10 protein-coding genes are annotated in these 12,384 nt (G+C 44.3%); 6 read left to right on the forward strand and 4 right to left on the reverse strand.

The genetic code is table 11. The features are described from left to right. Positions 1 to 44: 44 nt before the first annotated feature. The 3 genes from ACTW1R_RS01510 to acnA form a co-directional block, all read right to left on the reverse strand. Positions 45 to 899 (reverse strand): helix-turn-helix domain-containing protein, encoded by an 855-nt coding sequence (locus ACTW1R_RS01510; protein WP_271814694.1) that lies wholly within the window; start codon positions 897 to 899, stop codon positions 45 to 47. 104 nt (positions 900 to 1,003) lie between these two features. After that, positions 1,004 to 2,254 carry an NADP-dependent isocitrate dehydrogenase gene (icd, locus tag ACTW1R_RS01515; protein WP_016609201.1) on the reverse strand — a complete coding sequence of 417 codons (1,251 nt, stop codon included), beginning with the start codon at positions 2,252 to 2,254 and terminating at the stop codon, positions 1,004 to 1,006. Continuing rightward, the gene (acnA, locus tag ACTW1R_RS01520) at positions 2,247 to 4,943 is read right to left on the reverse strand and encodes an aconitate hydratase AcnA (RefSeq protein ID WP_271814693.1); all 2,697 of its coding nucleotides are present in this window, start codon (positions 4,941 to 4,943) and stop codon (positions 2,247 to 2,249) included. Before acnA ends, icd begins: the two co-directional genes overlap by 8 nt. Before the next feature lie 235 nt (positions 4,944 to 5,178). Between acnA and ACTW1R_RS01525 the strand changes: the two genes are divergently transcribed. The 4 genes from ACTW1R_RS01525 (at position 5,179) to spx (ending at position 9,420) form a co-directional block, all read left to right on the forward strand. Continuing rightward, the gene (locus ACTW1R_RS01525) at positions 5,179 to 6,540 is read left to right on the forward strand and encodes a citrate/2-methylcitrate synthase (RefSeq protein WP_170927486.1); all 1,362 of its coding nucleotides are present in this window, start codon (positions 5,179 to 5,181) and stop codon (positions 6,538 to 6,540) included. Positions 6,541 to 6,774: 234 nt separating this feature from the next. Beyond that, positions 6,775 to 8,232: a peptidoglycan DD-metalloendopeptidase family protein gene (locus ACTW1R_RS01530; RefSeq protein ID WP_311903428.1), complete on the forward strand. Its 1,458-nt coding sequence runs from the start codon at positions 6,775 to 6,777 to the stop codon at positions 8,230 to 8,232. A 286-nt stretch (positions 8,233 to 8,518) separates the two neighbouring features. Next, positions 8,519 to 8,920: an Asp23/Gls24 family envelope stress response protein gene (locus ACTW1R_RS01535; protein ID WP_271814690.1), complete on the forward strand. Its 402-nt coding sequence runs from the start codon at positions 8,519 to 8,521 to the stop codon at positions 8,918 to 8,920. A gap of 50 nt (positions 8,921 to 8,970) precedes the next feature. Continuing rightward, positions 8,971 to 9,420: a transcriptional regulator Spx gene (gene spx, locus ACTW1R_RS01540; protein WP_010748641.1), complete on the forward strand. Its 450-nt coding sequence runs from the start codon at positions 8,971 to 8,973 to the stop codon at positions 9,418 to 9,420. A gap of 147 nt (positions 9,421 to 9,567) precedes the next feature. On the opposite strand, the gene rpsD is transcribed toward spx, so the two are convergent. Further along, positions 9,568 to 10,179, reverse strand: a complete 612-nt coding sequence (gene rpsD, locus ACTW1R_RS01545; RefSeq protein WP_005227158.1) for a 30S ribosomal protein S4 — start codon at positions 10,177 to 10,179, stop codon at positions 9,568 to 9,570. Positions 10,180 to 10,546: 367 nt separating this feature from the next. Between rpsD and ACTW1R_RS01550 the strand changes: the two genes are divergently transcribed. Together ACTW1R_RS01550 and ACTW1R_RS01555 are read left to right on the forward strand one after the other, a co-directional pair. Continuing rightward, a complete protein-coding gene (locus tag ACTW1R_RS01550) occupies positions 10,547 to 11,344 on the forward strand; it encodes a formate/nitrite transporter family protein (RefSeq protein ID WP_005227159.1) in 798 nt (265 codons plus the stop codon). A 217-nt stretch (positions 11,345 to 11,561) separates the two neighbouring features. Then, complete coding sequence (locus ACTW1R_RS01555; protein WP_005227160.1) at positions 11,562 to 12,338, forward strand: Cof-type HAD-IIB family hydrolase; 777 nt, start codon at positions 11,562 to 11,564, stop codon at positions 12,336 to 12,338. Positions 12,339 to 12,384 lie beyond the last annotated feature (46 nt).

Genomic DNA, 12,384 nt, shown 5'->3' on the forward strand with positions numbered 1-12,384 from the left:
TTATAAACGGTGGTTTACCAAAAGTAAAGAAGAATCTTGTTTTTTTAGTGTCCTTTTTTTAAAAGGACAATCAAGTTCTTTGAGGAGAGGAAAGGGGCGATCTCTTCCAGCTCATCTGTTGAGAAGGGCAGTGCTTGAACGAGCCGGCAGATCGTTGCTTCTGTTAGAAACGGCAGCAGTTCTTCGATTTCATCATAAGCCAAGCGTTCTGCTGCGGCAACGCTTGGCTGTTCCAGGGCGGTCAGCAGGAGTTCATCCAGATACGGCGCAGGTAAAAAGGGCAGCAGTTCTTCAATCTCAGAAAAGCGGAAGTCAGGATTTTCAAGCCAGCCTTTGATTTCTCCCGCCAAAAAGTTGGGGGGTAAAAAGGGCGCCGCCTCTTCCCAAAAAGCCATGGAATAGTGCTTGCCTTTCAGGAGCTCTTCTACTTGGGGCTTTTTCAAAAACGGCAGGAGTTCTTCCAGTACCTCTTCTGGGATATTCTCGGCACCATTTAGCAGGTGCTGCAAGTCTGCGCTGGTCAAATGAGGTGCTAGCCTAGGCAATAAGTCTAAATCTAAAGAAGTTTCTTGAAACGGTTCTTCTTGAATCAACGCTGACAATTCTTGCGGTTTGATCAGCGGAGCTAGTTCGGCGATTTCTTCTGGCTGTGCGGTTCCCGCTTGATAATGTTGCACCGCAGCTGCTGGCTTCCCTAACAGCTCATCGATGGATAGGTCTAAAATCGCTGCTAGCTGCGGCAATTTTTCAATGTCCGGCAGTGAGTTGCCCCGCTCCCAATTACTGACCGCCTGATAGCTGACAAGTAACTGGTCGGCCAAGTTGCTTTGGGTCAGATTTTTTTCTTTGCGTTTGGCAGCGATCTGCTGACCGATTTTTCTCATGTTGAATTCACTCATAAATGAATTCCCCCTTTCATGCTCTAAGTATAGTTTCTCAAAAGGTGAAAACGCAATCAAGCTGTGATTGAGCAGGCAAATGCCGACTCAATCACAGCTTGAGTTTACGAATGGATCAACTGAAGGAGGTGTTCACCAAACGCTTGTGTCGTTAAACAGACCGCTTCTGGCATCAACTGCGCGAAGTCGGCAGTGACGTGTTGACTTTGCAAGGCTTGTTCAATGGCTTGTGTTAGGATTTGAGCTGCTTCTGGCCAGTTCAAATGTTCTAAAAGCATGCACGCTGACAGCAGCAGCGAACAGGGATTGGCTTTGCCAAGTCCTGCGATATCCGGTGCTGTTCCGTGGGTAGCTTCAAAGATGGCTGCCCCAGTAGCGTAGTTGATATTGGCACCGGGGGCGATCCCGATGCCGCCGACTTGTGCAGCAAGTGCATCAGAAATGTAGTCGCCGTTCAAATTACAAGTGGCAATGACGTCGAATTTTTCTGGATACAAAAGGATCTGTTGTAAAAAGTTGTCTGCGATCACGTCGTTAACAACGATTTTCCCAGCCGCTTTTGCCGAGGCAAGGGCGGCTTCGGCTGCCTTTGAGCCGTTTTCTGCTTTGATTTTGTTGTATTGATTCATTGTAAAACACTGGTCGGCGTATGTGGTCTCTGCAAGCTGATAGCCCCAGTTTTTAAAGCCGCCTTCTGTAAATTTCATGATATTGCCTTTATGCACCAGTGTCACCGTGGGCCGCTTTTGAGCGATCGCATACTCAATGGCAGCAGCGATCAAGCGCTGACTGCCTTCTAAAGAGATCGGCTTGATGCCGATAGCGGCAGTTTTAGGAAAACGAATCGCCTTGACAGCAAAGTCTGCTTGCAATGTCTGGATCAGACGCTGCGTTGCGTCGTCGTCTTTGGCAAATTCGATGCCAGCATAAACATCTTCAGTATTTTCTCGAAAGATCACCATATCGGTTTTTTCTGGCTGCTTTAAAGGCGAAGGGACCCCTGTAAAATAGCGAACAGGTCTGACACAGGCATAAAGATCCAGCGTTTGCCGCAAGGTGACATTCAAGGAGCGAAAGCCCTCGCCAATTGGGGTAGTCAACGGTCCTTTTAAGGCGTATTGTTGAGCCTTGATCGTATCGATGGTTGCTTGCGGCAGCCATTCCCCCGTCTGTTCAAAGGCGGCTTCTCCAGCTAAAACTTCCAGCCATTCGATGCGGCGTTGATTGTCATAGGCTTTATTTACAGCGGCATCAATCACAGGTTGCGCAGCCTGCCAAATCTCGGCACCGATGCCGTCTCCTGCAATGTAAGGAATGGTGATCGTCGTTGCTTCATGGGTTGTTTGGTTAGGCATGGGCAGTTCCTCCTAATTCAGCTTTTTTTCGAATGACCATCGGTAAAATTCCTTGATGCTTCCAATAGCGAATATCTGCAGGGGCATCAAAGCGCAGGCGGGTCATAAAGGAGACAGTCCCTCCGTCGATCCGTTGCGCACTGACTTCGATCAGCTGCTTGACCACTGGCTCTTCTGGCAAAGCGATCGAGAATGTTTCGCTGCCGTCCAAATCAAACGATGCGGCACTTTCACCAGCAAGATATTCAAGCGGAATGATCCCCATCATGACCAAGTTGCTGCGATGGATTCGTTCGAAGCTTTCTGCTAAGACGACTTTAACGCCTAATAATTGTGTTCCTTTGGCGGCCCAGTCGCGAGAAGAACCCATGCCATAATCTTTACCAGCTAAAATGATACAGCTTTGACCAGCTTTTTGGTAATTCATAGCTGCGTCAAATATCGACAGGGTTTCCCCAGTTGGAAAATAATGCGTGACACTGCCAGTACTGCCAGGCACTAGCTGGTTTTGCAGACGGATGTTGCCGAAAGTCCCCCGCATCATAATCTGATGATTGCCGCGTCGCGAACCAAAGGAGTTGAATTCACGATACGGAACTTCTTTTTCTTGTAAAAATTTTCCAGCTGCAGAATCCATACTGATGCTGCCAGCAGGAGAAATATGGTCAGTGGTGACGGAATCACCCAATTTTGCCAAGACTTTCAGATCAGCTAAGACATCTGGTTTAGGCAACTCTTTGGTCAATGTTTCAAAGTAGGGCGGATGAGCGATGTAGGTGGATTGTTCCTCCCATTCATAACATGCGCTCGTGGTGGTTTCGATCGCATTCCAGCGTTCATTGGCATCAAAAAGATGCTCATAGGCAGCGCGAAATGCTTCTGGTCCGACGTACTCTTGAACGTAAGCATTGACTTCTTCATTGCTAGGCCAAATATCAGACAAATACACCGGCTCGTCATTGACGATAGCTAACGGTTCTTTTGTGAGATCTTTGCGAATGCTGCCAGCGATGGCATAGGCAACAACTAATGGCGGTGAAGCCAAATAATTGGCTTTGATCTGTGGATGGATTCTTCCTTCAAAATTTCGATTGCCTGACAGAACCGATGCCACCAGTAGATTTTCTGCCTCAATTGCTTCAGCGACCTGCGCTTCTAAAGGACCTGAATTTCCGATACAGGTGGTACAACCGTAGCCCACTAAATAAAAGCCGAGTTGCTCTAAATACGGCAGCAAACCACTGTTTTGCAAATAGGTGGTCACGATCTGGGAGCCAGGTGCAAGGGAGGTTTTGACCGTACGAGAGACTGTCAGACCTTTTTCAATGGCTTTTTTAGCCAATAAGCCTGCCGAGAGCATGACGAAGGGATTGCTAGTATTCGTACAGCTAGTGATCGCCGCCAAGACGATATCGCCGGTCACTAATTTGTCAGGTGCAGCATCTGGCCAGGTAACGCTGGCTGCTTTTTGCCATTCGTCCTCTGAAAGACCAAAGCCCTTGGGACCGACGGCAGCCGTGACCGATTGTTCAAAATCCTGACGGACTGCTGGAAGCAAAATCCGATCTTGCGGGCGCTTAGGGCCCGCTAATGCTGGCTGAACTTCTGCTAGATCGATGGTGATCGTCTTAGTATAGGTCGGCACGATCGTTTCATCATAAAAGAAATGGTTGGCTTTGGCGTAAGCGGCAACGAGTTCGATCAGCTCGCTGGAGCGACCGGTCGTTGCTAAGTAGTTCAAGGTCTCTTGATCAATCGGGCAAAAACCGCAAGTCGCACCATATTCGGGAGCCATGTTTGCTAACGTTGCTCGATCAGCTAAACTTAAATGACGATAGCCAGGACCGAAGTATTCGACAAATTTTCCGACCACTTTTTCGATCCGCAGCACTTCAGTTACTTTTAGTGCTAAATCGGTGGCGGTGGTACCTGCAGGCATCTCGTTGATAAATTTCACCCCGATGACTTCAGGCGTAGGGAAGAAAGAAGGTTCGCCAAGAATCGCAGCTTCCGCTTCAATACCGCCAACCCCCCAACCGAGAACCCCCAAGCCGTTGATCATCGTGGTGTGAGAATCGGTTCCTTGCAATGTATCAGGAAACAGCAGTCGTTGATCTTCGTGTGTTTTTTGCAAGATCACATCAGACAACGATTCGATGTTGACTTGATGAATGATCCCTGTTTCAGGTGGAACGACTTCGAAATTGTCGAAAGAACCTTGCGCCCATTTCAAGAATTGATAGCGTTCTGCATTGCGTTCAAATTCCCGCTCCGTATTAAAAGCGATCGCCCCAGGAGTACCGGCTTGATCGACTTGCACAGAGTGGTCGACGACGAGTGTGACGGGAATCTCAGGATTGATGTCTTCTGCGGCACCGCCTAAAGCGACCATCGCATCCCGCATGGCAGCCAAATCAACGACTGCGGGTACCCCAGTAAAGTCTTGCAAAACGACCCGCTCTGGTTTGAATGGCACGACACCAGTAGGGGTTTCTGCCTGCCAGTTCGCTAAAAATGGTAAATAATCCTCTGTAATTTCCTCGTCTTGATGACGAGCAACACTTTCCAATAAAACTCGAATGGAGTAGGGCAAGCGAGATAAATCAGCCCCTAAGTCTTGGGTGATTTTCGCTAAGTCAATATACGTGTATTGCGTATCATTGACGGTGAGTTGAGATTGCCACTTCATAAGAATCCTCCTTTTTACGAAGATAAACGTACTTATTAGGAATAATTATACGTTGATAATTTAAAAAATCAATTAAATTTATGAAAAATATTTCATTTTCTCAACATCGTGCTATAATGTGTGAAAGTTTGTTAAAAAGCAACGATTTTATAGGATGACTATTTTAACGATGTTTGTATACGGTTAAATAACATTGTAATCGATAGTTTGTAGAAAGATTGGAGGTAACATCACCGTGGAAAGATTAGAAAAGAAAGAGAAGATGTCCTATCTTGCATCGCAATGTCAGAAATACAATTTGATAGATGTGAATCTTTATTCAGAATATGATGTGAAACGTGGACTGAGGGATTTAAATGGCACGGGGGTCTTAGCAGGGCTTACGACGATCTCAACCATTTATCCTGAAAAAATCATTGCTGGCAAGCCAATTGAAGCTTGTGGCGAGTTGCGTTATCGCGGAATTGACATCAACGAGTTAGTTGCAGGGTTCGTCAATGAAAAACGCTTTGGCTTTGAAGAGATTGCATATTTATTACTTTTCGGCGAACTGCCAAACAAAACAGAACTTGCGGCCTTTCATTGCCTATTAGCAGAAAAACGTACATTGCCGACCAATTTTGTTCGTGACGTCATTATGAAAGCACCTTCTTCTGATATCATGAATAGCTTATCTCGCAGTATCTTGACACTGGCAAGTTACGATCCACAAGCAGATGACATCAGCATTGAAAATGTATTGGAACAAAGTCTGATGCTGATCAGTGTCTTTCCGCTCTTGGCAATCTACGGCTATCATGCCTACAATCATTACAATCAAGGGGAGAGTATGTATATCCACCGTCCGACCGAAGAGTTGAGTACAGCTGAAACGATTTTGACTATGCTACGTCCAACGAAAGAATATAGCTTCCAAGAAGCCCAAACATTGGATATGGCACTGGTTTTGCATATGGAACATGGCGGCGGGAATAATTCGACCTTTACGACACGAGTCGTTACCTCCAGTGGGACGGATACCTATTCAACGATTGCTGCAGCGCTAGGTTCTTTGAAAGGGCCTAAACACGGTGGTGCTAATATCAAAGTGACGGAAATGATGGGAGATTTGAAGCGCAACGTTGCTGATCTTACCGATGAACAGGCGATCCGCAGCTATTTGGAAGCAGTCTTAGATAAAGAAGCGTTTGACCGTAAAGGATTGATTTATGGCATGGGCCACGCGGTATACAGCGACAACGATCCACGTGCGGCGATTTTTAAAAATTATGTGGCAAAATTGGCCCAAGAAAAAGGATCAGAAGCTTGGCAAGAATATCAATTGTATACGATGGTCGAACGTATTGCTCCTCAAGTCATCAATGAAAAGCGCAAAATCTACAAAGGAGTCAGTGCCAATATCGACTTTTTCAGCGGGTTTGTTTATAACATGTTGGATCTGCCAGAAGAACTGTATACACCAATGTTTGCTATCGCGCGGATCGTCGGCTGGTCCGCCCATCGGATCGAAGAACTGGTCAACGCACAAAAAATCATGCGTCCCGCCTACAAAGAAGTGTCAAACGATCGGGAATATATCGATATAGAGTCAAGATAGATCAAAACAGCAGGGAGGAAGCTCGCTGCTGTTTTTGTTTTGGACACTCGAAAAGAGAAGGATTGAGCCGTTTTTTGCGTATTTTTACTAGAGAGCAAATGAATGGCTTGGATCATTCATTCGTTAGAAAAATCAAGTTTTTCTCGTTTTTCATATAGGAATGCAAAAATTGATTACAAAGTTTCTTGCATTTTTTGTATGATAGAGGGAGGAATAAAGGAGGAAAGTTCACGAATGAAAATAAAAAAATGGATGGCGATTGCCATTATTACCAGTCAATTTTCAACAATGCTGCCAGCATCGGCTGCGGCATCTGTTTTGACGAACGAGTCTACTGCAGGTCAAAATACAGCTGAGTCAACGGTTCCGGGAGTGAACGGGCCAACCATGGGCTTGGTCCCTGAAGATGCCGCAACGGTACCAGGAGAAAACGGCGAAGTAGTTCCAGGAGAGTCAACACCTGCTCCTGAACAGCCAACACCAGAACCTTTGCCAGAACCAGAACCAACCCCGACACCAGAACCAACACCAGAACCAGAAGAGCCGACACCAAATCCTGATCCTGAGCCGAATCCAGAACCAGAACCAACACCTGAGCCGGTGCCAGAACCAGAAGAACCAGCACCAAATCCAGCACCAAATCCAGCACCAAATCCAGAACCAGAACCAGAGACAACACCAAATCCAGAGCCAGAATCAACACCAAGCCAGCCTTCGCCTGACATCAAAGAAGTACCGAATGTACCAGAGTTGACGGTAACGCCGCCGCAAGAAGATGAGCCAGCAAAATTTGAAGTCACGCCAGTCAAAGAAACGTGGGACTTTATTATGGAGATTGGAGAAGATGCTCGTAAAGTTGGACAAGAAGAAGATCTTTACGCATCGGTCATGATTGCCCAAGCGATTTTAGAGTCTGGCAGCGGAAGAAGCCGTCTGAGCCAGGAGCCTTTTTATAACTTATTTGGTATTAAGGGACTTTATGAAGGGAATGGGATTTCCTTCCAAACACAAGAAGACGATGGTTCTGGTAATTTATACACAGTTCATGCCACTTTTCGCCAATATGACAGCATCGAATCTTCTTTGAAAGATTATGCGAAATTGTTGAAAGAAGGATTGGACCACAATCCGAATTTTTATAAAGGTGTTTGGAAATCAGAAACGGAATCTTATGAAGACGCCACGGAATATCTGACCGGACGTTATGCATCAGATACACAATACAATGAGAAGCTGAATGCGCTGATCGAAGCGTATGCCCTGACGAGTTATGACAAAGAGAAACCAGAATTACCGACAGGCAGCGAAAAGATGATCTATCCTGTCAGCAATCCAGTTGTCTCCTCTGTCTTTGGTCCACGAGGCAATGGGTTTCATCGTGGAGTGGACTTCGCCGCACCGCAAGGAACGCCAATCATGGCTAGTCTTTCAGGAACAGTGATCCGCTCAGAATATCATTCTTCATGGGGAAATTATGTTGCCATCGAGCACAAAGATGGGCTGACGACATTGTATGCCCACAATCATCGCAATTTAGTGGAAGTCGGTCAAACGGTCGAACAAGGCGAGGTGATTGCTTCTATGGGAAGTACGGGGAACAGTACAGGCCCGCACTTGCATTTTGAAGTCAGTCTTTCACCAAGTTTAGCGCGACACCAACTGATTGATCCGTTGGAAGTTTTGTCAAAATAACACGAAAAAAAGAGAGCGTTGTAGATGCTTTCTTTTTTTTTGTCAAGAAAAACGAATCATTTCAGGAAAATTATGCTTTGAGATTTTTTTAGCGCATTCATTTTATCTTGCACGATAAATTTATTCCAAAAACAAGTGTTTTTCTTTGTAAAAAAAACAAAAAGAATTTATGCTAGAAAGGTAGGGAAAAAAATTCCCAAGAGGAATGTCCACTTTAGACAAGGTCGTGTATGCGACTTTGCGATGTCTCTAGTATCCTTTCTTATTTAACCAAGGAGTGTGAAAAATGACTGACGATCAGCAAACAACGAATGTGTCTAATGAAGCAGCGCAAGCAAGTACACTGTCCTTTGAAGAGAAAGTCATTGAAACAATTGTTGGTGTCGCTTTGCAGTCAATTGATGGCTTGATTAGTGTAAATGGCAGATTTCTTTCAGATATGACCGAAAACCTTGAAGAACAGCCGCAAGTCGCTTCTGGCATTGATGTGGAAGTTGGCAAAGAAGAGGTTGCAGTTGATTTGGAAGTAATCGTGGCTTACGGCAAAGATATCCCCAAACTCTTTGCGCAAGTCCAAGAGGTGGTCTTAGAAGAAATTAGCCGCTTGACTTCTTTGAAAATCAAAGAGATCAATATTCGAATCGCCGATATCGTCAAACAGGAAACGATCGATCAAATCGAAGGTTGAGCACCAAACAAAAAATCGAAGTACATCAAAGAGAAAGGAAGAATGAACAAATGATATCACTATATACAACACCCAGCTGTACGTCATGTCGTAAAGCCCGTGCATGGTTGACCGAAAATGAACTACCATTTAAAGAGAGAAACATTTTTAGCGATCCATTAAATAGTGATGAACTAATGGAGATTCTTTCTTTAACGAAAAATGGAACGGAAGACATTATATCTACTCGTTCGAAAGTGTACCAAAAGCTAGACATTGATTTAGAAGAGTTGAAGCTAGAAGAGCTGCTTTCATTGATCGAAAAATACCCGAACTTATTGAAACGACCAATTATCTTAGATGAGAACAAGCTCCAAGTGGGGTACAATGAAGAAGACATTCGTAAATTCGTGCCACGAAACTTACGAAAGATCATTTTCAAACGTCGCCAAACAGAGCTGCTCATGTTTAATTATCGCCAAAAGCAAGAAGAAGGCGAATCTGTTGCGAACTTTATCTAAAATAGGAACAAAACCGGCAAATGAATACAGCGATGTATCATTGTCGGTTTTTTTGTATTTTTTTAAGGGTCTTCTTAAAGGGATCCGTAAATCCGTTGAGTCCACAAAAAAACACGATTCCCAAAAGGAATCGTGTCGGTTGAAATCTTAAAGTTTTTGGTTGTAGAATTCAACGACTAGTGCTTCGTCAACTTCTGCAGACAATTCATCACGCTCAGGTAAACGAGTTAATGAACCTTCTAATTTTTCGCTATCAAAGCTTACAAATGACGCGCGGCCAGCTGTTGCTTCAACTGCTTCTTTGATTGTTGAGATGTTTTGTGATTTTTCACGAACGCTGATGACTTGTCCAACTTCAACGTGGTATGAAGGGATATCAACGCGTTTGCCATCAACTAAAACGTGACCGTGGTTTACTAATTGACGTGCTTGACGACGAGTAGTTGCTAAACCTAGACGGTAAACAACGTTATCTAAGCGTTGTTCTAGCAAGATCATGAAGTTAACACCGTGTTTACCTTCTTTGATTTTGCTTGCTTTGATAAACAATGTACGGAATTGACGTTCGTTCATGCCATACATATGACGCAATTTTTGTTTTTCAGTTAATTGCATGCCGTATTCTGATTTTTTGCCACGGCTGTTTGGTCCGTGTTGACCTGGAGCGTAAGGGCGACGTGCCAATTCTTTTCCAGTTTCTGATAAAGAAATTCCTAAACGACGAGAAATTTTCCATGATGGTCCTGTATAACGAGACATAATTTAGTTCCTCCAATAAAATAGTTTGGAGTAAAATAATCCGTTGAAAAACTCACATTCGTGCAGTTCGTTCTTCAATCTTCACCTTTGCAGCCGCGGTTACGCAATTGCACCCGAGGGGCAACGAACTGGTGACGAGCTGTTATTTTCCTGCTGCATTATTTTACACAAGGAATAGTATACGACAAACTAGGGGCAAAAGTCAAGATGGAGCTGGCTTTGGATTTGATGAAAACAAAGCTTGAAATTTTTCATTAATTACTTATATTTTCAAATATCTCTTTACAAATCAGCATTTCGTCATTAGAATATGGAAGTATTGTGCAAATTATAACGAAGTAAAATTTTTCATAAAAGGAGTAGAAAAATGAATCCAGTATCCCCATTATTTGAGAAGATCGATTCATCCATAGAAAAGAAAATCGATTTGATCAAGAGTAGTTATTTGCGTTACGCTGTACGTGCGATGATGGCTTGTTTATTCTTGACCCTCGGAACAGCTATTGCTTTTGCGATCGCTATGAAAGGTGAATCAATGGTTCACGGGTTAGGAAAAATTTTGTATGCATTTATGTTTAGCTGGTCTTTAGTCATGATTCTTTATATGAACGCAGAATTAGGAACATCGAATATGTTGTATATGACTGTTGGGGTTTACCGTAAACGTCTAAGTATTCCTTTGGCATTGAAAATTTTGCTTACGTGTGTCTTGTTCAACTTGATCGGCGGGGTGATCTTCGGCTCGATCGTTGCGCTAACGGGACCTTTTCAAGGGCTGACCGCAGACAACTTTATGCTGACCTCGATCACTGCAAAATTAGAAAAATCCACTATCCAAATTTTAGTGGAAGCGATGTTCGCTAATATCGTGGTAAACACAGCCGTGTTGGTAAGCATGCGGATGAAAGACGATGCTGGAAAAGTCGCAGCAATCATTTTCATCATCTTCATCTTTGCTTTCTTAGGCTTCGAACACGTCATCGCTAACTTCCCAGCGTTTACCTTAGCTTTCTGGGCTTCAGGCGGACACTTGGCAGGCATGACTGTCGGCAGTGTGATCCATAATTTAGTTTTTGCCTTTATCGGTAACTATATCGGCGGTGGCTTGGTCATGGGACTTGGCTATGCATGGTTGAACAACTCAAAATCGACCTATGTCGACTAATCAGAACCTACAAAAAGAAGCAGCGATGCTTCTTTTTTTCTTTTCTCTAACATTTCTCCAGGAAGAAGCTATCATCCCTTAACGGAGCGTTGAAATCAGCGGTCATTTGTGTTAAGAATAAGTATGTACGGTTTTTCTTGCTGTTTTTTGTAAAAATGACCGCAACCAAGACCAAAATCTTAGTTACTTCTTAATAGAAAGCGAGCCTTAACCTTTTATGAATCGGAAATTCTTTGCCTTTGATATTGATGGAACCTTGCTTGACTCGAACAAACAGCCACTAGACAGTACGCTAAAAGCCCTTGACCTTCTGCGAGATGCTGGCCATTTCGTGACCGTTGCCACTGGGCGCAGTCGTTTTCACGCCCAAGACATTATTCGTTCATTGTCCTTTGATAATTACATTTTATGTAATGGGGCAGCCGCCTTTCTTTCGCATCAGCAGGTGTATAAAAATTTGCTCGATGAAACGCAATTGGCTGCTTTCGTGGCAGAAGCCCAAGAGCTTGGGATCGACACGGCCTTTGTCGGGATGGATACAGCGAAACGAGCGTCTTCGTTGGATATTGCTAAAATGGAAGCAGCGATGCATTCCTTTGGTGCCCAACTTCCTGAGTTGGACATGGACTTTCCTGAAGAAAAAGAAGTCTATCAAGCATTGGCTTTTTACGGAAAAGAGTATGAGCATTTCTTTGACGAGAAATACAGCAAACTGCGTTTTGTACGTTGGCATGAAAACAGTGTGGATGTCGTTCCAAAAGAAGGCTCCAAAGCAGCAACGATCCTGTGTGTCGCAGAACAATTAGGGATAGCGCAAGAAGATGTGATCTGTTTTGGTGATGGCCAAAACGATCGTGAAATGCTGACTGCCGCAGGTGTCGGTGTGGCAATGGGCAATGCGGTCCCTGAGATCCAACAAGTCGCAGATATGGTGACCGCTAGCAATGATGAAGATGGCATCTGGTTAGCCTTGAAAGAATTACAACTGATTTAAAAAGGAATCCTTTAGACATAGCACAGTCGATTTGCGGCATCTGTGC

The sequence above is a fragment of the Enterococcus sp. R12 genome, assembly GCF_058135755.1.